General features: G+C 75.5%; 21 protein-coding genes. 14 read left to right on the top strand and 7 right to left on the bottom strand.

Translation table 11 applies throughout. The features are described from left to right. Positions 1–34: 34 nt before the first annotated feature. The 9 genes from VEW93_03280 (at position 35) to VEW93_03240 (ending at position 8,569) form a co-directional block, all read left to right on the top strand. The gene (locus VEW93_03280; GenBank protein ID HYI60809.1) at positions 35–871 is read left to right on the top strand and encodes a hypothetical protein; all 837 of its coding nucleotides are present in this window, start codon (positions 35–37) and stop codon (positions 869–871) included. Positions 872–875: 4 nt separating this feature from the next. Continuing rightward, positions 876–1,760, top strand: a complete 885-nt coding sequence (locus tag VEW93_03275; GenBank protein ID HYI60808.1) for an alpha/beta hydrolase — start codon at positions 876–878, stop codon at positions 1,758–1,760. Continuing rightward, positions 1,753–2,313, top strand: coding sequence for a J domain-containing protein (locus VEW93_03270; GenBank protein HYI60807.1), 561 nt, complete (start codon positions 1,753–1,755; stop codon positions 2,311–2,313). Before VEW93_03275 ends, VEW93_03270 begins: the two co-directional genes overlap by 8 nt. A 30-nt stretch (positions 2,314–2,343) precedes the next feature. Next, positions 2,344–3,156, top strand: a complete 813-nt coding sequence (trpC, locus tag VEW93_03265) for an indole-3-glycerol phosphate synthase TrpC (protein HYI60806.1) — start codon at positions 2,344–2,346, stop codon at positions 3,154–3,156. A 43-nt stretch (positions 3,157–3,199) separates the two neighbouring features. Further along, a complete protein-coding gene (locus tag VEW93_03260) occupies positions 3,200–3,865 on the top strand; it encodes a phosphoribosylanthranilate isomerase (GenBank protein HYI60805.1) in 666 nt (221 codons plus the stop codon). 2 nt (positions 3,866–3,867) lie between these two features. Further along, positions 3,868–5,067, top strand: a complete 1,200-nt coding sequence (gene trpB, locus VEW93_03255) for a tryptophan synthase subunit beta (protein ID HYI60804.1) — start codon at positions 3,868–3,870, stop codon at positions 5,065–5,067. Continuing rightward, positions 5,064–5,852, top strand: a complete 789-nt coding sequence (gene trpA / locus VEW93_03250; protein HYI60803.1) for a tryptophan synthase subunit alpha — start codon at positions 5,064–5,066, stop codon at positions 5,850–5,852. The genes trpB and trpA overlap by 4 nt, the downstream gene beginning before the upstream one ends. A 1-nt stretch (position 5,853) precedes the next feature. Next, positions 5,854–6,852: a 2-oxoglutarate and iron-dependent oxygenase domain-containing protein gene (locus tag VEW93_03245; GenBank protein HYI60802.1), complete on the top strand. Its 999-nt coding sequence runs from the start codon at positions 5,854–5,856 to the stop codon at positions 6,850–6,852. Positions 6,853–6,973: 121 nt separating this feature from the next. Further along, complete coding sequence (locus VEW93_03240) at positions 6,974–8,569, top strand: DUF222 domain-containing protein (protein ID HYI60801.1); 1,596 nt, start codon at positions 6,974–6,976, stop codon at positions 8,567–8,569. 62 nt (positions 8,570–8,631) lie between these two features. Here VEW93_03240 and VEW93_03235 read toward each other — a convergent pair whose 3' ends face one another. The 4 genes from VEW93_03235 to VEW93_03220 form a co-directional block, all read right to left on the bottom strand. Next, complete coding sequence (locus VEW93_03235) at positions 8,632–9,879, bottom strand: hypothetical protein (protein HYI60800.1); 1,248 nt, start codon at positions 9,877–9,879, stop codon at positions 8,632–8,634. A 138-nt stretch (positions 9,880–10,017) separates the two neighbouring features. After that, the gene (locus VEW93_03230; GenBank protein ID HYI60799.1) at positions 10,018–10,548 is read right to left on the bottom strand and encodes a sigma-70 family RNA polymerase sigma factor; all 531 of its coding nucleotides are present in this window, start codon (positions 10,546–10,548) and stop codon (positions 10,018–10,020) included. Between the two features lie 26 nt (positions 10,549–10,574). Next, positions 10,575–11,093 (bottom strand): hypothetical protein, encoded by a 519-nt coding sequence (locus tag VEW93_03225; GenBank protein ID HYI60798.1) that lies wholly within the window; start codon positions 11,091–11,093, stop codon positions 10,575–10,577. Positions 11,094–11,103: 10 nt separating this feature from the next. Continuing rightward, positions 11,104–11,775, bottom strand: a complete 672-nt coding sequence (locus VEW93_03220; GenBank protein HYI60797.1) for an alpha/beta fold hydrolase — start codon at positions 11,773–11,775, stop codon at positions 11,104–11,106. An 85-nt stretch (positions 11,776–11,860) separates the two neighbouring features. Here VEW93_03220 and ilvD point away from each other — a divergent pair, with 85 nt between their 5' ends. Beyond that, the gene (gene ilvD, locus VEW93_03215) at positions 11,861–13,567 is read left to right on the top strand and encodes a dihydroxy-acid dehydratase (protein ID HYI60796.1); all 1,707 of its coding nucleotides are present in this window, start codon (positions 11,861–11,863) and stop codon (positions 13,565–13,567) included. A 21-nt stretch (positions 13,568–13,588) separates the two neighbouring features. Here ilvD and mce read toward each other — a convergent pair whose 3' ends face one another. After that, complete coding sequence (gene mce / locus VEW93_03210) at positions 13,589–14,005, bottom strand: methylmalonyl-CoA epimerase (GenBank protein HYI60795.1); 417 nt, start codon at positions 14,003–14,005, stop codon at positions 13,589–13,591. Between the two features lie 185 nt (positions 14,006–14,190). On the opposite strand from mce, the gene VEW93_03205 reads away from it, so the two are divergent. The 4 genes from VEW93_03205 (at position 14,191) to VEW93_03190 (ending at position 21,318) form a co-directional block, all read left to right on the top strand. Then, the gene (locus VEW93_03205) at positions 14,191–17,313 is read left to right on the top strand and encodes a DEAD/DEAH box helicase (GenBank protein HYI60794.1); all 3,123 of its coding nucleotides are present in this window, start codon (positions 14,191–14,193) and stop codon (positions 17,311–17,313) included. Continuing rightward, a complete protein-coding gene (locus VEW93_03200) occupies positions 17,310–17,600 on the top strand; it encodes a hypothetical protein (protein HYI60793.1) in 291 nt (96 codons plus the stop codon). The genes VEW93_03205 and VEW93_03200 overlap by 4 nt, the downstream gene beginning before the upstream one ends. A gap of 65 nt (positions 17,601–17,665) precedes the next feature. Further along, a complete protein-coding gene (locus VEW93_03195) occupies positions 17,666–19,003 on the top strand; it encodes an alpha/beta hydrolase (protein ID HYI60792.1) in 1,338 nt (445 codons plus the stop codon). Continuing rightward, positions 19,003–21,318, top strand: coding sequence for an arylsulfatase (locus tag VEW93_03190; protein HYI60791.1), 2,316 nt, complete (start codon positions 19,003–19,005; stop codon positions 21,316–21,318). The genes VEW93_03195 and VEW93_03190 overlap by 1 nt, the downstream gene beginning before the upstream one ends. Before the next feature lie 10 nt (positions 21,319–21,328). Here VEW93_03190 and VEW93_03185 read toward each other — a convergent pair whose 3' ends face one another. Further along, entirely contained in the window at positions 21,329–21,712 is a 384-nt protein-coding gene (locus tag VEW93_03185; GenBank protein HYI60790.1) for a type II toxin-antitoxin system VapC family toxin, read from the bottom strand. Between the two features lie 5 nt (positions 21,713–21,717). Beyond that, positions 21,718–21,948, bottom strand: coding sequence for a type II toxin-antitoxin system Phd/YefM family antitoxin (locus VEW93_03180; protein HYI60789.1), 231 nt, complete (start codon positions 21,946–21,948; stop codon positions 21,718–21,720). Positions 21,949–21,967 lie beyond the last annotated feature (19 nt).

Below are 21,967 nucleotides of genomic sequence, written 5' to 3'. Positions count from 1 at the left end.
CCGAGGGGGCGCCGCCGCCGCGTACCCTCTGGTGATGGCCGACACCGTCACCGTGACCGAGATCCGACGGGACGTGGTGACCCTCGTCGGTCCGGAGACCACCGCGTACCTGCAGGGCCAGCTCAGCCAGGACGTCGCCGCCCTCAGCAAGGGTGAGGTGGCGCTCTCGTTCGTGCTCCAGCCCCAGGGCAAGGTCGACGTGTGGCTGCGGGTCCTGCGCACGGGCGACGACGCCTTCCGGCTCGACGTCGATGCCGGGGCCGGCGAGGCCCTGGTGGCCCGGCTCCAGCGCTTCAAGCTGCGCACCAAGACCGACATCGCCCTGGTCGCCGGGGTGGCGGTGCGGGCCGTGCGGGGCGTCGACGTGGCCGGCGGCACCCCCTGCCTGTGGCCCGGCGGACCGGGGACCGACCTCCTGCCCGAGGACGGGGCGGCGCCCCCGACCGAGGCCGTGACCCTCGACCAGGAGGCCTACCAGGGGCTCCGCATCGCCTGCGGCGTGCCCGCCATGGGGGCCGAGATCACCCCCGAGGTCATCCCGGCCGAGCTGGGGCCGTGGGTCATCGGGGCCTCGGTCAGCTTCACCAAGGGCTGCTACACCGGCCAGGAGCTGGTGGCCCGCATCGACAGCCGGGGCGGCAACGTCCCCCGCCACCTGCGGGGCCTGGTGGTGGCCGGGCCGCCTCCCGCCCCGGGGACGGCGCTGGAGGTCGAGGGGCGCCAGGTGGGCGCGGTGACCAGCGCCGCGGTCGATGCCGGCGGCCGCACCGTGGCCCTGGCCCTGGTCCACCGGTCGGTGGCCGCCCCGGCCGAGGTCGGCGTGGGCGACGTGGTGGCCCGGGTGGTCGACCTGCCCATCCCCGGGCCGTGAGGGCGTGACCGCCGTCGCCCACGGCCTGCCGCTCAAGGCCCACGAGCGGGTGGGGCCGGCCGACCTGGCCGTCATCGAGGCCGGTCGCCCCGGGGCGCCGCCGGTGCTGTTCCTGCACGGCTTCCCCACCCACGGGGTGGTGTGGCGCAAGGTCCTGCGCGACCTGGGCGACGAGGTCCACGCCCTGGCCCCCGACCTGCTGGGCCTGGGCGACACCGTGGTCTCGCCGTACGAGGACTTCGGGGCCCCCGTGCAGGCCGAGCTGCTGCTCGAGTGGCTGGCCGGCCGGGGCCTGGACCGGGTGGTGGTGGTGGGCCACGAGCAGGGCGGGGCGGTGGCCCAGCAGGTGGTGGCCACCCATCCCGAGCGGGTGGCCGGCCTGGTCCTGGTGGACACGGTGGCCTACGACAACTGGCCCATCCCCCTGGCCGCCCAGGTCATGCGCCTGGCCCGCACCCCGGGCCTGGACGTGCTGGCCTACGCCCTCGACCTGCCCCGGCGGGTGGCCCGCAACGCCCACCTGGGCTTCGGCCGGGCCGTGTACGACCGCCGGGCCCTCGACCCCGACGTGGTGGAGGAGTACCTGCGCCCCGTGCTCACCGCCGAGGGGCGGGAGCGGGCCCGCCGCTTCCTGCTGGCCGGCGACGCCCGCACCACCCTGGAGTGCCGGCCCGGCCTGCGGGCCTACCCGGGCCCGGCCGCCGTGGTGTGGGGGGCCGACGACGCCTTCCTGTCGCCGTCGTGGGGCAGCCGCCTGGTCGACGACCTGCCCGGCGCCGACGAGCTGACCCTGGTGCCGTTCTGCGGGCACCTCGTCCCCGAGGAGCGGCCCGACGCGGTGGCCGCCGCGGTGCGGGCCGTGCTGGCCCGGGGGGAGCCCCGTGGCTGAGCCGACCCCCACCCCGTACGAGGTCCTGGGCGTGGCCCCCGGCGCCGACGCGGCCGAGATCCGGCGGGCGTACGTGGCCCTGGCCCGCCGCTTCCACCCCGACGCCCACGCCGGCCGCAGCCCGGCCGAGCGGGCCCACGCCGAGCGGCGCATGCGCGACGTCAACGCGGCGTGGGCCACCCTGTCGGACCCGGCCCGCCGCCGGGACCACGATGCCCGGGCGGCCCGGCGCCCGCCCCCGGTGCGGGAGCGCCCGGCCGGGCCCGGGTGGCGCCCCCTCCCCGACGACGACGCCTGGATGGACGACTTCGACGGCTGGCGGCGGGAGACCGACCTGCTGCCCCCCGACGTGCCGGGGCCCCGGCGCCCGGTGCGGCTCCTGCCCGCCGGGTTCCTGGCCGCGGCGGCGGTGACGGCGTCGGTGGGCCTCGTCCTCTCGTCCCGCCACGTCATCGCCGCCGCCAGCTCGCTGGCCCTCATGTCGCTGGCCCTGTGGATCTGGCTCCCCCTGATGGAGCTGTCCCGCAGCCGTCGCCACGACCCCGACCGCTGACCCCTCGTCCCCCCTGGAGATCCGATCCTCGTGGCCACCTACCTCGACCACATCGTGGCCGCCCACCGCCAGGCCGCCGCCGCCGACGGGCGCCGGCCCGCCGCCGTGCGGGAGGCGGCCGAGCGGGCCGCGGAGGACGGGCCGGCCCGGGGCTTCCGGGCCGCCCTGGCCGCCGACCACACCGCCGGCCACCTGGCCGTGGTGGCCGAGATCAAGCGGCGCTCGCCCTCCAAGGGCGACCTGGCCGCCGACCTGGTGGCGGGCCGGGTGGCCGAGGCCTACGCCGAGGGCGGGGCCGCCGCCCTGTCGGTGCTGACCGACACAGAGTTCTTCGGCGGCTCGCCCGGCGACCTCCGGGAGGCCCGCTCGGCCTGCGAGCAGCCGGTGCTGCGCAAGGACTTCACCGTGGTCGAGGCCGACGTCTACGACGCGCGGGCCATGGGGGCCGACGCCGTGCTGCTCATCGTGGCCGCCCTGGACGACCGGGAGCTGGCCGACTTCCGGGCCCTGGGGGCCGAGCTGGGCCTCGACGTGCTGGTCGAGGCCCACGACGAGCGGGAGGTGGAGCGGGCCCTGGAGGCCGGCGCCGACCTGGTGGGCGTGAACCAGCGCGACCTGGCCACCTTCGAGGTCGACACCGCCCGGGCCGTGCGGGTGGCGCCGGAGATCCCCGACGGCGTGGTCCGGGTGGCCGAGTCGGGGGTGCGGGGCCCCGACGACGCCCGGGTCCTGGCCGCCGCCGGCTACCACGCCGTGCTGGTGGGGGAGTCGCTGGTCACCGACGGCGACCGGGCCGCAGCCGTCGCCGCCCTCCGGGCTGCCCGGGCCCCCGCTCCCGGCTGAACCGGTGCGAGGGGGGCGCAGGGTCGTCCCGTAGCATCGGCCCGTGTTCGTCAAGATCTGCGGGATCACCTGCGAGGAGGACGGCCTGCTGGCCGTGGCCATGGACGCCGACGCCGTGGGCTTCATCTTCGCCCCCTCGCCCCGCCAGATCGCCCCCGTGGTGGCCCGCGACATCGTCCGGCGCCTGCCCTCGGACATCATCACCGTGGGCGTGTTCCGCGACGAGGCGCCGGAGCGGGTGGTCGACATCGTCCACTCGGCCGGGCTGCGGGCCGCCCAGCTCAGCGGGCACGAGTCGGCCGAGGCCACCCGGTTCGTGGCCGAGCGGGTGCCGCTGGTCATCAAGGCCGTCACCGCCGGCTCGCCCCAGATGACCCGGGCCGCCGACTATGGGACCGAGGTGCTCATGGTCGACGGGGCCCGGCCCGGCAGCGGCGAGGCCTGGGACCTGGAGCTGCTCGACGGCCTGCCCCCGGGCCAGAAGGTGCTGCTGGCCGGGGGCCTGCGGCCCGAGACGGTGGCCGCCGCGGTGGAGCAGGTGCGCCCCTGGGGGGTGGACGTGGCCTCCGGGGTCGAGCGCCAGGGCGGCGCCCCGGGCCGCAAGGACCCCCGCAAGGTGCGCATGTTCGTGGCCAACGCCCGGGCCGCGGCCCCGGCCTGGGAGCCCGAGGCCGACGACACGCCCTACGACTGGACCGAGGACACCTGACCATGTCGGAGACCGCATCAGCGATGGCCGAGCCCGACGGCGCCGGGCGCTTCGGGCGCTTCGGCGGGCGCTTCGTGCCCGAGACCCTCATCCCGGCCCTGGCCGAGCTGGAGGAGGGCTTCCGGGAGGCCTGGGCCGACCCCGCCTTCCGGGCCCGCCTCGACGGCCTGCTCAAGGACTACGCCGGCCGCCCCTCGCCCCTCACCGAGTGCGAGCGCCTGTCCGAGCGGCTGGGCCTGCGGCTACTGCTCAAACGGGAGGACCTGAACCACACCGGCTCCCACAAGATCAACAACGTGCTGGGCCAGGCCCTGCTGGCCCAGCGCATGGGCAAGGAGCGGGTCATCGCCGAGACCGGGGCCGGCCAGCACGGCGTGGCCACCGCCACCGCCGCCGCCCTGCTGGGCCAGGAGTGCCTGGTCTACATGGGCGAGGTCGACATGGAGCGCCAGGCCCTCAACGTGTTCCGCATGCGCCTCCTGGGCGCCGAGGTGCGTCCGGCCATGACCGGCAGCCGCACCCTGAAGGACGCGGTGAACGAGGCCATGCGGGACTGGGTGGCCACCGTGGAGACCACCCACTACTGCCTGGGCTCGGTCATGGGCCCCCACCCGTACCCGTGGATGGTGCGGGAGCTGCACCGGGTGCTGGGCGCCGAGGCCCGCGAGCAGTGCCGGGCCCTGACCGGGGCCGACCCCGACGTGGCCGTGGCCTGCGTGGGCGGCGGGTCCAACGCCGCCGGCCTGTTCAGCGGCTTCGCCGATGTGCCCACCCGCCTGGTGGGGGCCGAGCCGGCCGGGGGGGCGGCCGTGGGCCGGGGGGTGCCCGGCGTGGTCCACGGCTCCAAGTCGTTCCTGCTCCAGGACGAGTGGGGCCAGGTCACCGAGGCCGAGTCCATCTCGGCCGGCCTCGACTACCCGGGGGTGGGCCCCGAGCACGCCCACCTGGCCGACGTGGGGCGGGCCGAGTACGCCGCCGTCACCGACGAGGAGGTGGTCGACGCCTTCGTCACCCTCAGCCGGCTGGAGGGGATCATCCCGGCCCTGGAGTCGGCCCACGCCCTGGCCTGGGTCATCCGCGAGCGCGAGTCCCTGGCCGGCCAGACCGTGCTGGTCAACCTGTCGGGCCGGGGCGACAAGGACGTCGAGCAGGTGTCGCGCCTGCTGGGCCCGGCCGCCGGCGCCGATCGGGGCCTGCGTTGAAAGCCGCCGACGGCTTCCTGGAGAGCCACCTGCGGGCCCGCCGCGACGGCGGGCGCAAGCTGCTCGTCCCCTACATCACCGGCGGCATCGACCCCCGCTGGATCGACCTGGTGCGGGCCGCGGCCGATGCCGGGGCCGACGCCATCGAGGTCGGCATCCCGTTCAGTGACCCGGTCATGGACGGGCCCACCATCCAGGCCGCCTCGGAGCGGGCCCTGGACCAGGGGGCCACCCCGGGGTCGATCCTGGACGACGTGGCCGGGGCCGACGTGGACGTGCCCCTGGTGGTCATGACCTACTTCAACATCGCCTTCCGGGTGGGGGTGGAGCGCTTCGCGGCCGAGGCCCGGGAGGCCGGCATCTCGGGGATGATCCTGCCCGACGTGCCCATGGAGGAGATGGGGGAGTGGGAGCCGGCGGCCCGGGCTGCCGGCCTGGAGACGGTCATGTTGGCCAGCCCCCTCACCCCCGAGGCCCGGCTGCCGGTGCTGACCGGGCGATCGCAGGGCTTCGTGTACGGCGTGAACCTGCTGGGGGTCACCGGTGAGCGGGCCGCCATCGGCGACCACGCCGCCTCCCTGGGCGCCCGGCTGAAGGCGGTCACCGACCTGCCGGCCATCATGGGCTTCGGCGTTTCCACCCCGGACCAGGCCGCGGCGGTGGCCGCCCACGCCGACGGCGTGGTGGTGGGCTCGGCCCTCATGCGCCGGGTCCTGGACGGCGAGGGCCCCCTGCGGGTGGGCCAGGCCGTGGCCGACCTGCGGGCCGGCCTCGACGGGGGCTGAGGTGGAGGGCCTCCCGGTCATCGACGTGGCCGCCCTGGTGGCGCCGGGCACCGATCCCGAGGACCGCCGGGCCGTGGGTCGGGAGCTGGACGCCGCCTGTCGGCGCCACGGCTTCTTCATCGCCGCCGGCCACGGTGTGGACCCCACCCTCCAGGACCGCATGGATGCCGCGGCCCGGGCCTTCTTCGCTCGCCCCGAGGCCGAGAAGGCCGGGGTGGCCATGACCCGGGGGGGCCGGGCCTGGCGGGGCTGGTTCCCGGTGCGGGGCGAGCTGACCTCCGGGGTGGCCGATCACAAGGAGGGCCTGTACCTGGGCATCGAGCTGCCCGACGACGACCCCCGGGTGCGGGCCGGGCTCCCGCTCCACGGCCCCAACCTGTGGCCGGCCCAGCCGTCTGACCTGCGCCCGGCGGTGGAGGCCTGGACGGAGGCCATGACCCGGCTGGGCCACGTGCTCATGGGCGGCCTGGCCCTGGGGCTGGGCCTGGACCGGGACTGGTTCGCCCGCCACCTCACCGGTGACCCGGTGACCCTGTTCCGCATCTTCCACTACCCGCCGGTGCCGCCCCCGGCCGAGGGGTGGGGCGTGGCCGAGCACACCGACTACGGGCTGCTGACCGTCCTGGCCCAGGACCACCACGGTGGCCTCCAGGTGCGGGCGCCCGAGGGCGGGTGGATCGACGTGCCGGCCGAGCCCGGGGCCCTGATCTGCAACATCGGCGACATGCTCGATCGCCTCACCGGCGGCCGCTACCGCTCCACCCCCCACCGGGTGCGGCCGTCGGTCGGTCCCGGCGGGCGCCTGTCGTTCCCGTTCTTCTTCGACCCGGGCTGGGACGCCGAGGTCGAGCCCCTGCCCCTGGTGGGCGAGGTCCCGCCGGATGACGCCGCCCACCGGTGGGACGGCACCAGCCTCCAGCACCTGCACGGCACCTACGGCGACTACCTCACCGCCAAGGTGGCCAAGGTCTTCCCCGACCTGGCCAAGGACGTGATCTGAGGGTGGCGGAGGCGACCCGCGAGGTCGCTCCTCAGCGCCTCAGGGAGGTTCGTTCTTCCCGCGGAAGGTGCTCCGTCGAGCGTCCACGGCACTGTCGCACCCCCTGCTCATACTGGGGTGCATGTCCGATGAGTGGCGGTGGTCGCCCTCTCAGCCTTCTGCCCGCGGGGTCGATTTCGACGCCGTTGTCGAGGCCGCGCCCGGGGAGCTGAGCGAGGAGGAGCTGCGCCAGCTGTTGGTGCAGGCCGACCGGGTGCGGGCCCGTTTGGACGCAGCGGTGGCGGGGTTGGCCGGGGCGTTCGACGGGCGGGCGGCGTGGGCCGCGGACGGGGCCCGAGGGCCGGCACCGTGGCTGGCGGCCCGGACTCAGACGTCGGCCTCGTCTTGGCGGGGTGAGCTGCGCCTGGCCCGGGCCCTGCGGGACATGCCGCTGGTGGAGGCGGCGGCCCGGGAGGGGCGCCTGAGCCGTGACAAGGTCAAGGCCCTGGTGTGGGCTCGGCAGCCCGACCTGGCGGACGTCTTCGCCTGGTGCGAGGAGCAGCTCGTCCGGGAGGTGGAGGCGCCCACGGTGGCGGGGGCGTGGCGTTACGTGCGTCGGTGGGTGCTCTCGATGCGGGAGCTGATGGAGCGCAACGAGCCGGACGGCGCCGAACCCACCGACGGCGAAGGCCGATCGAAGGTGGTGCTGTCCCCGGCGCTCGAGGGCCGCTGGTTCGGCTCGCTCGACCTCTCACCGGAGGACGGTGAGATCGTGGCCACCGCGGTCGACCTCCAGATCCAGGCCCTCTGGGACCGGCAGGTGTTCCGGGCCGACGACGACCTCACTGTGCCGGAGCGCCGAGCCATCGCTTTCGTGGAGGTGTTGCGCCGCGGCACCCGCGGTGGGGCCGAGGACAGCACCGCCCGGCCGCTCGTGCTCGGCATCGTGAGCCTGAGCGACCTCGGCTGCCGATCACGTCGTCGTGAGGTGGCCGACGAGGTCGAGGATGGTGCCGGCTCGGCTGGTCGCCCGCCGGCTGGCGACGGGCCTTTTGACGCCTCCTCTCGCGCGCCAGCTGACCTTGCCGACCCCGGCGAGATGGCCATGCCCTTCGCGGAGCTGTCGCGGTCGGGGCCGGTCGATCTCGAGGTGTTGCGCCGGTTGGCCTGCGAGGGCGATGTGGCTCCGGTGATCATCGGTGAGGATGGCGTGCCGCTGGCGATGGGCCGGCACATCCGCCTGGCCAACCGCCACCAGCGACGGGCTCTCCGGGTCCGGGACGGGTACTGCGCGTTCGCCGGCTGCTCCGTCCCCGCCTCGCAGTGCATCGTCCACCACCTGACCGCCTGGGAGGACGGCGGCCCCACGGACCTGGTGAACCTGTGCCTGCTGTGTCGCTTCCACCATCGGTCGGTCCACGAAGGCCGGTTCCGCATCGGATGGGACCGCGGTGTCCTGGTCACCTTCCGGCCCGACGGCACGCCCATCCTCGACACCCGGCCCGATTGGCCGGGCCCGCTGCACCGCCACCGGCTTCCTCTGCCGGAGGGTATCTCTCCCGCGCCGCGACACCGGAGTGCGACTCGACGGGAGGTGGAGGCGTCCGACCCGGATGCCCTGCACCTCCATCACCTGGCCCGGACTCGCATCGATGCCCTCATCGCTGAGGCCCGTACCCGACGCCACGCCGTGTCGGCCCGAACGCTCGCACCCATGAGCCCTCGAAAGCCCCCCTGACCCTCTGACTCCCAGGGGGGCCTACGACGTCATCGCGGCTCAGGATGTCGGCCCGGGTCTGCTCAGGGCCGCGGACGGCTGGGGTTGGCTACGTGGACCACTTGGCCCGTGTCCCCGAAGGGCGGGACGATCAGGTCGCAGGGATCGTCCCGTTGGCACACGTACAGGTGCCACCGTTGGTCGGTCCGGCGCGCGTTCGTGGCCGAGGCCAGGGCCATCACGGTGCCGTCGGCGCCGGCCCACAGGTCCTCGACGCTGAAGGTCAGGCGCCCGAGGGCCACGGTGGCGGTCCGGGTGACGCTCACCGTGCCGTCGGCCCCCTCGGCCACGGCCAGCTCCACCACCGACTGGTCGCCGGACGGCTGGAAGGTGGCGCCCAGCAGCCGGTCGTCGCCCACCCAGGTCAGCGTGGTCAGGCCCCCCACGTCGGGCCCGGGATCGACGGAGCCGATCACCGCCCCGGTGCCCAGGTCCACCACCCGGGGCGGGGGCACGTCGGCCGGCGGGGCGTCGTGGACCGGTTCCTCGCCGGGGCTCGCTCCGGCCACCACCGCCCAGCGCCCGTCGGGTCCGACCGCCAGGGCCCGGCCCTGGGGGGAGAGCTCCCGACCCGGGCCCGGGCCGTCCAGGACGTGGAGGCTGGTGGCCTCCGACTCGGGCAGGCCCCGCTCCACCAGCAACCGGTCGCCGGCCCAGGCCACCACCTGCTGCTCGCCGGGACCCGGGCTCCACGTGGTCCGGGTGCCATCGGGCGCCACCACCACCACGTCCGCCTCGAACGAGAGGTTCTGGCGCCGGACGGGGTCGCGCCCGACGGCCACGGCCAGGGCGCCGTCGGACCGCAGGGCCACGGAGGTCACCCCCGTCTCGACCAGGGTGTCCCGACCGCCGGAGAGGTGGCGCAGCTCGGGCCAGGCGATGGGGTCGCCGGTGGCGGGGTTGCCCCGGGCCCGGGACGACACCTGGGAGGAGATGTAGTACACGCCCCCGGCCCCGTCGGGCAGGGCGGTGGGGCCGGTGGTGCCGAAGGTGTCGGCGGGGGAGAGCATCGGGGTCTGGTCGCCGGTGGACAGGTTGACCAGGCCCACGTCGCTGGCCGCCACCAGGCCGCTGGCCCCCAGGCCGGGCAGGTCGACCAGGGACACCGCCGGCGGGTCGGGGTCGTGGCTCGGGCGTCGGCCCTCCGGGTCGGCGGTGACTGGCGCGGTGGCCCGGTCGGGCCCGGGCCGGTCGGCCGGGGAGGACGAGCGCACCACCAGGGCGGTGCCCACCGCGGCCACCGCGAAAGCGGCCACCGCCCCCACCAGCACCAGGCGCGGGGGATGGCCCAGGTCCGGGCACCGGCCCCGGCCCCGCCGGGCGGAGGGCGGCCCGGCCGTCGGCCAGGTCGTCGAGGGCGGCGCCGGCGGCCCGGAGGCGCCGGTCGAGGTCGGGCTCGGTGAGGTCCGTCATGACGGTTCTCCCAGGTGGGCCCGGAGCCGGGCCAGGCCCCGGGTGACGTGGTTGGTGACGGTGGTGGTGGGGACGCCCAGCACCTCGGCCACCTCGGGGTAGGTCCAGCCGTGGGCCTTGACCAGGAGGACGGCCACCCGTTGGGGCGGCGTCAGGGTGTCCAGGGCCAGGAGGGTGAGGATGGTCTCCCGGTGCTCGTCGCCGTCGGGGAGCCGCTCCGGGGGCACCGCCACCGACGGGGTCCGCTGCCGCCACCGGTGGTAGCGACGGCTGCGCGACTGGGCCACCCGGTAGAGGTAGCCGACCGGGTTGTCCAGGTGGTCCAGCCGAGCCCGGTTCTCCCAGGCCCAGGCCATGACCTCGGCGCACAGGTCGACGCCGACGTCGGGGCCGTGGTGCGCCACCAGGACCCGGCGCAGGCGGGGCTCGGCCCGCGCCACGAAGTCCTCGAAGGTGGCGTCGGTGACATCGGTGACCGCGCCGTCGTTGCCCACGATGAGAGAGACCGGCGGGGGGCGTGATCCCATTCAGCCGGGCACGACGGGACCGGCGGTCAGCCCTGGTCGACGTAGATGGTGGCGATCTGCCAGCCCTGGGGCAGCCGGGCCGCGTTGACGGTGACGTAGGCGCCGGTGGCCCGGTTGCGGAGGTTGCAGGTGCTGGTGTCGAACTCGCCGGTGTCGCAGCCGTAGACGCCGAATCCGGCCGGGTCCAGGCTGAACAGGGCGTCGACCACCGCTCCCGGGGCGATGGCCCGGGCCCGGGCCTGGTCCCCGGCCTGCCACGCCGCCGCCAGCTCGTTCACCGCGTCGCGGGCCTGGACGGTGAAGGCCGTGGGCTGGCTGGGCGGCGCCGTGGTGCGGGTCTCGGTGGGGACGGCGGAGGAGGGGGAGCTGGCCGTCGTGCCCCGGGTGACCGTCGTGGTGCCGCGACCGACCTCGGTGTCGGCGGCCGAGCCGCCGCCGTCACCGCAGCCGGCCAGCACGACCCCGGCCAGCACGACCCCGGCCAGCAGGGCCCCGGCCAGGGTGGCGGTGAGGGCAGCGGTGGCCCGGCGGGTCGGCGTCGGCATGGCCGCGACCCTAGGAGGTCGTGTCGAGGTGGCGGCGGAGGAAGGCCACGGTGCGGTCCCAGGCCGCGGCGGCGTCGGTGGGGGAGTAGGCCGCCTCCCGGTCCTCCTCGAAGAACCAGTGGCCGGCCCCCGGGTACCGGTGGACGGTGACGTTCAGGCCCACCAGGCGCATGTGGGCCTCCATGAGGGCGGCGTCGTCCTCGGCCTCCAGCTCGTCCCGCCCGGCCACGTGGGCCTGGACCGCGGCCCGGACGGGGGCGAAGTCCACGTCGGTGGTGCCGTAGAAGGCGGACACGGCGGCCACGTCCTCGGGGTCGCGGGCCGCGGCCCGCAGGGCCAGCGACGCCCCCATGGAGAAGCCCAGGACCCCGATGGCGCCGTCGGGGGTGACGGGCAGGCGGCGCAGCACCTGCACCGAGGAGGCCACCAGGTTCACCATGGCGGTGGCGTCGGTCCCGGCCAGCAGCGCCTGGGCCTCCTCCGCGGTGTCGGCCGTGGCCCCCCCGAACAGGTCGGGGGCCAGGGCCACGAACCCGGCGTCGGCCAGGCGGTCGGCCACCTCCCGGAAGAACGGCGTCAGGCCCCACCAGGCGTGGAGCACCAGCACGCCGGGACCCTCGCCGCCCTCCGGCGCCACCACGTAGGCGGTGCCGGCGTGCCGTCGCGCTCCGGTGCCGTCCACCCCCCGACCCTACGAGACGGCGCCCGGCGCCGGACCCGGTAACCGAGGGCCGTGGCCGCAGGGCCCCGCAGTAGGTTTCGGCCCCATGGCCGACGCACCCGAGACCCCCGTCGACGTCAAGCCCCGGAGCCGCGACGTCACCGACGGCCCCCAGAAGGCCCCGGCCCGGGCCATGCTCCGGGCCGTCGGCATGGGTGACGACGACTGGGACAAGCCCCAGGTGGGCGTGGCCTCGGCCTGGAACGAGATCACCCCCTGCAACGCCACCCTGCGGAAGCTGGCCGAGCACGTGAAGGTCGGGGTGCGCGACGCCGGTGGCTTCCCCATGGAGTTCGGCACCATCACCGTCAGCGACGGCATCAGCATGGGCCACGAGGGCATGCGGGGCTCGCTGGTCAGCCGGGAGGTCATCTGCGACTCGGTGGAGACGGTGGTCTTCGCCGAGCGCCTCGACGGCGTCGTCGGCCTGGCCGGCTGCGACAAGAGCATCCCGGCCATGCTCATGGCCGCCGCCCGCCTCGACCTGGCCAGCGTCCTCGTCTACAACGGCAGCATCCTGCCCGGCCACCACGGCGGCCGGGCCCTGGACATCACCAGCGTGTTCGAGGCGGTGGGGGCCCACGCCCTGGGCACCATCGACGACGAGGAGCTGGCCGCCATCGAGCGCAACGCCTGCCCGGGCGAGGGCGCCTGCGGCGGCATGTTCACGGCCAACACCATGAGCAGCATCGGCGAGGCCCTGGGCATGTCCCTGCCCGGCTCGGCCTCGCCCCCGGCCATCGACGGTCGCCGCGAGGGCGACGCCCAGCGGGCCGGCGAGGCCGTGGTCGAGCTCCTGCGCAAGGGCATCACGTCCCGCCAGATCCTGACCAAGCCCGCCTTCGAGAACGCCATCGCCGTCACCTCGGCCCTGGGCGGCTCCACCAACGCGGTGCTGCACCTGCTGGCCATCGCGAATGAGGCCGACGTGGCCCTGGACCTCGACGACTTCAACCGCATCGCCGCCGAGGTCCCCCACATCGCCGACATGAAGCCCGGCGGCCGCTTCCACATGAGCGACCTGGACGGCGTGGGCGGGGTGCCGGTGGTGCTCCAGGTCCTCCTCGACGCGGGCCTGCTCCACGGCGAGACGTTGACCGTCACCGGCCGCACCATGGCCGAGAACTTGGCCGAGCTGGCCCCCCCGGCCCCCGACGGCGAGGTGGTCCGCCCCCTGGACCGGCCCCTGCACCGGGAAGGGGGCCTCAACGTGCTGACCGGCACCCTGGCGCCCCGGGGGTCGGTGGTGAAGGTGGCCGGCCTGTCCGACGACCAGAAGCGCTTCGAGGGCACGGCCCGGGTCTTCGACGGCGAGGACGCGGCCATGGAGGCCATCCTGGGCGGGGCCATCGAGCCGGGCACCGTGCTGGTCATCCGCTACGAGGGCCCCAAGGGCGGCCCCGGGATGCGCGAGATGCTGGCCGTCACCGGCGCCCTCAAGGGCGCGGGGCGGGGGGCCGACTGCGCCCTGGTCACCGACGGCCGCTTCAGCGGCGGCACCTGGGGCTTCTGCATCGGCCACGTGGCCCCCGAGGCCACCGACGGCGGCCCCATCGCCTTCGTGGCCGACGGCGACCGCATCCTGGTCGACGTGCACGAGCTGCGCCTCGACCTGCTGGTCGACGAGGCCGAGCTGGCCCGTCGGCGCCAGGGGTGGGCGCCCCTGCCGCCCCGCTACACCCGGGGTGTGCTGGGCAAGTACGCCCGCCTGGTCCAGGGGGCCGAGACCGGGGCCATCACCAACCCCCGCTGAGCGGGCCCGCCGGGAGCGCTGTCAGTGCCCGGCGGCCGGCTCCACCAGCTCGACCAGCACCCCGCCGGCGTCGCGGGGGTGGATGAAGTTGACCCGGGAGCCGGCGGTGCCGCCCTTGGGCTCGTCGTAGAGCAGGGTCACGCCCCGGGACCGGAGGGTGGCGCAGACCTCGTCGATGTCGGCCACCCGGTAGGCCATCTGCTGGATGCCGGGCCCGGACCGGTCCAGGAACCTCCCGATGGGCGAGTCGGGGCGCAGCGGGGCCAGGAGCTGGATGCACGAGCCGGAGTCGCCGACGGCCAGCATGGCCTCGCGGACGCCCTGCTCCTCGTTGACCTCCTCGTGCACGGCGTGCATGTCGAACGTCTCGGCGTAGAAGGTGAGCGCCTCGTCGAGGTCGGCCACCGCGATCCCCACGTGGTCCAGGTGCGTGAACATGGCGAGAGTCTGCCCGGAGGCTCGGCGCGCCGGCCAACGTGGGGTAGGCTGCCCAGGTCGGGCGTCCCACCTTCCGGGTGGTGGAGCTGGTCCGGGGCCGGACGACCCTCCGAGACGCCGAGCAGAGACGTCCCCCTCCCTGGGTCAGCAACAGAGGGGTCGGCGCAAGGAGCGCCGCAACGCACATGGAAGACCACACACGAGCCTTCGAGGACGCCGTCTGGGCGGCCGTCGAGGGGAGAGCCAACGACAGCCAGCGGGGCTTGCTGGAGGCCGATCCCGGCCTCCACCTGCGCCTGGTCGAGCGCTTCATCGACGACACCGACGAGCACCTGGAGGCGGCCCGCCAGCTCCGGGGGCCCGAGCGGGCGCTGGTGGTGGCCGACTTCGAGAGCGACCTGGCCCGGCTGGAGGCCACCCACGACCTCATGACCCGGGCCGCGGCCTCGGCCGCCGCCGGCCTGGTGGCCGACCCGGCCGGCGAGGTCCTGCTCCAGGCCTCCTGGACCAACGGCGACGTGGTGCTGTGGGCCGGTGGCCCGGGCATCCCCCCGGCCCCCAACGAGGTCCTCTCGGCCCGCATCGAGGCCACCGGGGCCCCGGCCACGGGTTGGTCCGTGCACCCCGGCGTCCGCCTGCCCGGCGGGGTCCACGCCGAGGCCCTGTCCATCCCGGTGGCCGACTCCCTGGGGTGGCTGGTGGCCGTCGGTGGCGGCCTGGGCGGCGACGGCGTGGGCCTGAGCGTCACCTGGTTGGGTCGGGTGGCCGTGGCCGCCGTCCGCCTGGTGGCCCAGGGGCGCGTCGTCCCCGGCCTCCGCAGCGACGGCCGCACCGAGGGCGAGGTCATGGAGCTCAACGTGCGCTGGGCCCCGGCCCTGGTCGACGAGGACGAGGTGACCGACCTGGCCGAGGCCATGCCCGGGCCCATCACCGCCCTGGCCGGCAACGACCCCAAGGTGGTCACCCACAACGTGCTGGGCGCGGTGGTCGACGCCATCGCCGCCGGCGCCGCCGGCCGCCTGGAGCTGCCGGCGCCGCCCCCCGCCACCCGCACCGCCTCGGCGGTGGCCGAGGCGGTCATCACCCGTCTCGACGGGTCGACGTTCGTGGCCCCGGTGTCCGCCGGGGCCGAGGTGTCCAAGCGCCTCCAGCGCTGGTCCAAGCCCGTCGTCAACCCCAACCGGCCCACGCTGGTGGTCCAGCTCGACCCGCCCGACTCGGGCGGCGCCTGGTTCCTCTCGGTGCTGGGCCCGGGAGCCGAGGGCACCCTCCTCGACATCGAGGTGGCCATGGTCGACGGCAAGGACAGCAAGGCCCTGGCCGACGAGCTGGCCCGCCTGGAGCGGGTCTACGACGTGCTCCTCCGCCCCGGTGGCCGCCGGCGGGGCCAGGTGTACCTCAGCCAGGACGAGGCCTGGGAGCTGATGACGGTCATGGGGCCGGCGCTGGCCAGCGCCGGGTTCGACGTCCGGGTCCCGCCCCTGTCGCGCCGCAAGCCCTCGCCCGGCCTGCGGCTGTTCACCGAACCGGCGGGCGACGCCGTGGTCGGGGCCCACCAGCTCAGCAACGTGCGCTGGACGGCCCTGTTCGACGACGTCGAGCTGACCGCGGCGGAGGTGGCCCGCCTGGCCGCCGAGGCCCGCCCCCTGGTGCGGTCCCACGGCCGGTGGGTCGAGCTGGACCGGGCCGACCTGAAGGAGGCGGCCGCCGCCCTGGCCGAGCGGGCCGAGCTGACCCAGCTCACCGGGGCCGAGATCCTGCGCCACTCGGTGGGCCTGGAGGGCACGCCGCTGGCCGGTGGCCTCTCGGTCGAGGGCCAGGGCTGGGCCACCGAGCTGCTGGGCAAGGCCCACGCCGCCTCCACCGACCCGGTGACCCGGCCCGAGGGCTTCGTGGGCGAGCTGCGCAGCTACCAGGCCGAGGCCCTGGGCTGGCTCGGCTTCCTCGACGCGGTGGAGCTGGGCGGCTGCCTGGCCCTGGACATGGGCCTGGGCAAGACGCCCACCGTGCTGGCCCACCTGGGCCGCTGCGTCGGCGACGGCCAGGCCCTGGTCATCGCCCCGCCGGCCGTGGTCGGCAACTGGGCCAACGAGGCGGCCCGGTTCACCCCCGGGCTGAAGGTCGTGGTCCACCACGGCCAGTCCCGGGCCACGGCCCAGGAGCTGGAGGGGGCCTACGCCGAGGCGGACGTGGTCATCACCACCTACGGCACCGCCGTGCGCGACGTGGAGGCCCTGTCCCGCCGGGAGTGGCGCCGGGTGGTCCTCGACGAGGCCCAGGCGGTCAAGAACGCGTCGAACGAGACGGCCCAGCAGCTGCGCCGCATCCCGGCCCGCACCCGCATCGCCCTCACCGGCACCCCCATCGAGAACGGCCTGGGCGACCTGTGGGCCATCCTGGACTTCACCAACCCGGGCCTGGTCGGGCCCCGGCCGGCGTTCATCGCCCAGCTCTCGGGCGAGGGCGAGGCTGCCCTCCGGGCCCTCAACGGCATCCTCGTCTTCCGCCGGACCAAGACCGAGCCCGAGGTGGCGGCCGAGCTGCCCGACCGCATCGACGAGCTCGACCACTGCTCCATGACCCCCGAGCAGATCGGCCTGTACCAAGCCGTGCTGGACGGCCTGGTGGCGGCGGCGGACGGCTCCCGACCCGAGGTCGAGCCCCAGCAGGGCGCCATCCTGGCCGCCATCACCGCCCTCAAGCAGATCTGCAACCACCCGGTGAACTACCAGGACGACGGGGGTCCGCTGGCCGGGCGCTCGGGCAAGCTGTCCCGCCTGGAGGAGATCGTCGACAACGTCTTCGCCTCCGACGAGAAGGTGCTGATCTTCACCCACTTCGCCTCGTGGGGGGTGCGCCTGGCCGAGCACCTCACCGCGGTGACCGGCATGCCCACCTCCTGCTACCACGGCGGCCTGGCCCGGGGGGCCCGGGACCGCATGATCGAGCAGTTCCAGGCCCGCGACGGGGCGGGGGCGCTGGTCCTGTCCCTCAAGGCCGGGGGCACCGGCCTCAACCTCACCGCGGCCAGCCACGTCGTGCTCTACGACCGCTGGTGGAACCCGGCGGTCGAGGACCAGGCCCGCGACCGGGCGTGGCGCATCGGCCAGACCCGGACGGTGGTGTCGCACCGGCTGGTGTGCCCGGGCACCGTGGACGAGCGGGTCGAGGAGGTGGTGGCGGGCAAGCGTCACATCGCCGACCTGGTGCTGCCCAAGTCCAGCTCCCTCTCCGACCTCGACGCCGACCAGCTGCGGGTGGCCCTCGGCCTGCGCCCCGACACGTTGCTCACGGAGGACACGCCATGAGCCAGGGCCCATCCCGCGCCGGCCAGGGCCGTCGCCGCCGGGGCAAGAAGCCCAAGGCCGTCGACCTGTGGCGTCCCGTCCCCTCCCTGCCGGTGCCCGAGCCCATCGTCCGGGCCGGCGACGCCACCGTGGTGGTCCGCTCGCTGGGCGCGCCGCCGTTGAAGGGCCAGGGGACCCTGGCCGAGGCCCACCTGGCGCTGGCCGTGGAGCGGGCCGCCGACATGGCCATGGCCCTGGCCCTCAGCGCCGGCCTCATGGCCGACCCCGCCGCCCCCGACGACGACTGAGCCCGGGCCCGCCCGACCGGGCCCCGCCCCGACGCGGGCCGGGCCCGAGGGGGCATGATGGCGGGATGCCCCGCCTCGGACGCACCCCGGAGCCGCGCCGCCGGGCCCGGAGGGCGGGCCACCGCCTGCTGGCCGGCTCGGCCCTCGGCGCCCTCACCACGGCCAACGCCAGACGACCCCTGAGCCGCACCGGCCGGGGCGCGGTGGCCTGCTTCTTCCCGGGCTGGATCACCTCCGAGCTGCCCCTCCACGCCCTCGCCGGCCAGGTCCTGGCCACGGCCAACCAGGCCCGCAAGGGCGCCCTGCGCACGCCCAGCGGGCTGGTCGGCCTGGGCCTGTCGCTGGGGTCGTGGGCCACCCTGGCCCGGATCTGGTCGGAGGCGGCCGGCGCCTCGGAGGTCTTCGACACGGCCCTCCGGGAGGGCCTAGGGGAGGAGCTGGAGGAGGGGCGCGACCCCCTCCCGGCGGCCGACACCTCGGTGGTGCGCCGCCGGCTCGTCGCCGGGCCGTTCAACCCCCACATCCGCACCTGGCGGCGGGCCCGGGACATCGCCTACGGCGAGGCCGGCCGCCGCAACCACCTCGACATCTGGGCCCGGGCCGACCTCGACCCCGACGCCGCCGCCCCGGTGCTGCTCCAGGTCCACGGCGGGGCCTGGGTGGTGGGCAACAAGGAGCAGCAGGCCATGCCCCTCATGGCCCACATGGCCGAGCGGGGCTGGGTCTGCGTGTCCATCAACTACCGGCTCAGCCCCCGCAGCACCTGGCCCGACCACATCGTGGACGTGAAGCGGGCCATCGCCTGGGTCAAGGAGCACATCGCCGAGCACGGCGGCGACCCCGACTTCGTGGCCATCACCGGCGGCTCGGCCGGCGGCCACCTCAGCTCCCTGGCCGCCCTCACCCCCAACGAGCCGGCCTTCCAGCCCGGCTTCGAGGAGGCCGACACCTTGCTGGTGGCCGCGGTGCCGTTCTACGGCGTCTACGACTGGACCAACCGGGACGGCACCGGCCTGGTGGGCATGGAGGACTTCCTGGCCCGCCACGTGCTCAAGACCAGCATCGACGAGGCCCGCGACGTGTGGGAGCAGGCCTCCACCATGAGCTGGGTCGGCCCCGACGCCCCGCCGTTCATGGTGGTGCACGGCACCAACGACACCCTGGTCCCGGTGGAGCAGGCCCGCGCCTTCGTGGCCATGCTGCGGGACGCCTCCAAGGAGCCCGTGGTCTACGCCGAGCTGCCCGGCGCCCAGCACGCCTTCGAGGTCTTCGACTCCCGGCGCACCCTGGCCAGCGCGTCGGCGGTGCACCGCTTCCTGGCCGCCGTGCGGGCCCGGGCCGACCACGACGCCGGCACCGGCGCCGAGGTGGCGGCGGCGGGCCAGGACACCGTCGAGGGCTGATGGCCGACGAGGCCCCCGCCGGCTCCGGCCGGCGGCGCACCTACCCCGGCTTCGGCGGCACCGTGGGCCGCACCTTCGCCGGCTCCGAGCCGTGGTGGCCCGAGCGGCCCGACCCGACCGGCCGGCCCAACGTGGTGGTCATCCTGGCCGACGACCTGGGCTACAGCGACCTCGGGTGCTACGGCTCGGAGATCCGCACCCCCCACCTCGACGCGCTGGCCGCCGGGGGGCTGCGGTTCACCGACTACCACGCCACGCCCATGTGCTCGCCCACGCGGGCCAGCCTCCTCACCGGGCTGAACCCCCACGCCGCCGGGGTGGGCACGGTGGCCCACAGCGACCCGGGGTTCCCGGGCTACGCCATGGAGATCGCCGCCGATGTGGCCACCGCGGCGGAGATCTACCGCGACGCGGGCTGGTTCACGGCCATGGTCGGCAAGTGGCACCTGGCCAAGGACTCCGACGCCCACGACGCCGGGCCCCGGCGCTCGTGGCCGTGCCAGCGGGGCTTCGACCGCTACTACGGCTTCCTGGACGGGTTCACCAACCTGCACCACCCCCACCGCCTGGTCGAGGACAACCACGCCGTCGAGGTCGACCGGTACCCCGACGGCTACTACTTCACCGACGACATCACCGACCGGGCCGTCGCCATGCTCACGGCGGCCAAGGCGTCGGACCCGACCAAGCCCTTCTTCCTCTACGTGGCCCACGGCGCGGTGCACGCCCCCCTCCACGCCAAGCCCGACGACATCGCCCGCTACCGGGGTCGCTACGACCGGGGCTGGGACGTGCTGCGCCAGGAGCGCTTCGCCCGGCTGGTGGAGCTGGGCATCCTGGCCCCGGGGACGGTGCTGCCGCCCCGCAACGCCGAAGCGGGCCACGACGTGGCCCCCTGGGACGAGCTCTCCGACCCCCAGCGCCGCCTGGCCGCCCGGTACATGGAGATCTACGCGGCCATGGTCGACAACGTCGACCAGAGCACCGGCCGGCTGATGAGCGCCCTGGAGGCCATGGGCGAGCGGGACAACACCATCGTCGTGTTCACCTCGGACAACGGCGCCTCCCGGGAGGGCGAGGTCGACGGCACCGCCTCGTACTACGTGCACCTGATGGCCGAGACCGACCTGGCCACCGACCTGGCCCGCATCGACGACATGGGCGGACCCACCACCACGCCGCACTACCCGCGGGGCTGGGCCATGGCCGGCAACACCCCCTTCCGCCTGTACAAGATCAACGCCCACGCCGGTGGCCACCAGGTGCCGCTCATCGTGCACGGCCCGGTGCCGGGCCGGGCCGGGGAGCTGCGCCACCAGTACCAGTACGTCACCGACGTGCTGCCCACCCTGCTGGAGCTGTGCGGCGTGGCTCACCCCTCGGCCGCCGGCCGCGGTGGGGCCCGGCCCGTGCACGGCACCAGCTTCGTGCCCGTCCTGGCCGACGCCGGCCACCCCTCCACCCACCCCGAGCAGTACACGGAGATGATCGGCCACCGGGGGTACCGCCGCGGCGGCTGGGAGGCGGTGACCCTGCACCAGCCCCTCACCCCGTTCGACGACGGCGAGTGGGAGCTCTACGACGTGGCCGCCGACCCCACCCAGGTGGCCGACCGGGCCGGGGAGCGGCCCGAGGTGCTGGCCGACCTGCGGGCCCGGTGGGAGGAGGCGGCGTGGGAGAACCGGGTCTACCCCCTCGACGAGGGCACCGCCCTCAAGTACCTCCTCCGCCCGCCGCGGCAGGCCGCCTACGAGCAGCCGGTGACCCTGCTGCCGGGCACGCCCACCCTGGAGCGGTGGCGCTCGCTCCAGCTCCTGTTCCTGCGCAGCGTGGCCGTCACCATCCGGGTCACCGTCGGCCCCGGCGACGAGGGCATCCTGGTGGCCCACGGCGACCAGGGCGGCGGCTACGCGGTGTGGCTCGACCCCGAGGGCCTGCACGTGGCCCACAACGACGGGTGCGGCACCCTGCGGGGCATCGACGCCCCCCGGCCCGCTCCCGGCCCGCGGGAGGTGGTGCTGCGCCTGGACGCCCCCGGCGGCGCGGTGTGGCACGCCTCGCTGGCCGTGGACGGCGCGGTGGTGGGGGAGGGGGCCGAGCCGTGGCCCTGCCTGTACGCCATGGCCCCGTTCGAGGGCATCGACGTGGGCATCGACCGCCGCTCGCCGGTGGTGTGGCGCCTGTACCAGGCGCACGGCCCCTACCCCTACACCGGCGCCCTGACCTCGGTGACCTACCAGCCCGGCGACCGCCCGCCCGACGCCCCGGCCCACCTGCTCCCGGTCCTGCGGGAGATGGGCCTGCGCTACGAGTAGCCCGCCGGGCTCAACGGTCGGCGGGCAGGACCTCGACGTCGTAGGCGGCCAGGGCCCGATCCGCGGTGACCAGGACGTGGCCCTCGACCCGGGCCTGGGCCACCAGCATCCGGTCGAACGGGTCCCGGTGGTGGAGGGGGAGGCGGCCGGCGGCCAGGGCGTGATCGAGGGTGATGGGCAGCACGCCGAGGTCGGTGGCGGCGAGGGCGACGGCCAGGTCGTCCGGGGCGTCGAGCTTGCCGGACGCCGCCTTGATCGAGATCTCCCACACCGACGCGGTGCTCACCAGGACGGCTTCGCGGGGGTCGACGATGGTCCGGTGGGCCACGGCCCCCAGCCGAGGGTGCTCCTCGAGGGCCCACAGGAGGGTGTGGGTGTCGAGCAGGTAGCTCACGGGGGTCAGTCGCCGTAGAAGCTGTCGATGATGTCCTGGGGCGTCTGGTCGAAGTCGTCGGCCACCCGGACCTTGCCCTTCCACACGCCCAGCCGGCGGGGCTCACCGGGCGGGTCGAGGGGGACCAGGCGGGCCACGGGCCGGCCGGCGCGGGCGATGGTGATCTCCTCGCCGGCCTCCACCCTCTCGACCAGGCGGGACAGATGGGTCTTGGCCTCGTGCATGTTCACGACCACCCCCGTACCCTATCCCGGG

This window comes from Acidimicrobiales bacterium (assembly GCA_035630295.1).
Taxonomy (GTDB): domain Bacteria; phylum Actinomycetota; class Acidimicrobiia; order Acidimicrobiales; family Iamiaceae; genus Iamia.
Note: the sequence above shows the minus strand (reverse complement) of the source record. Positions and strands in the feature narration are given on the sequence as shown.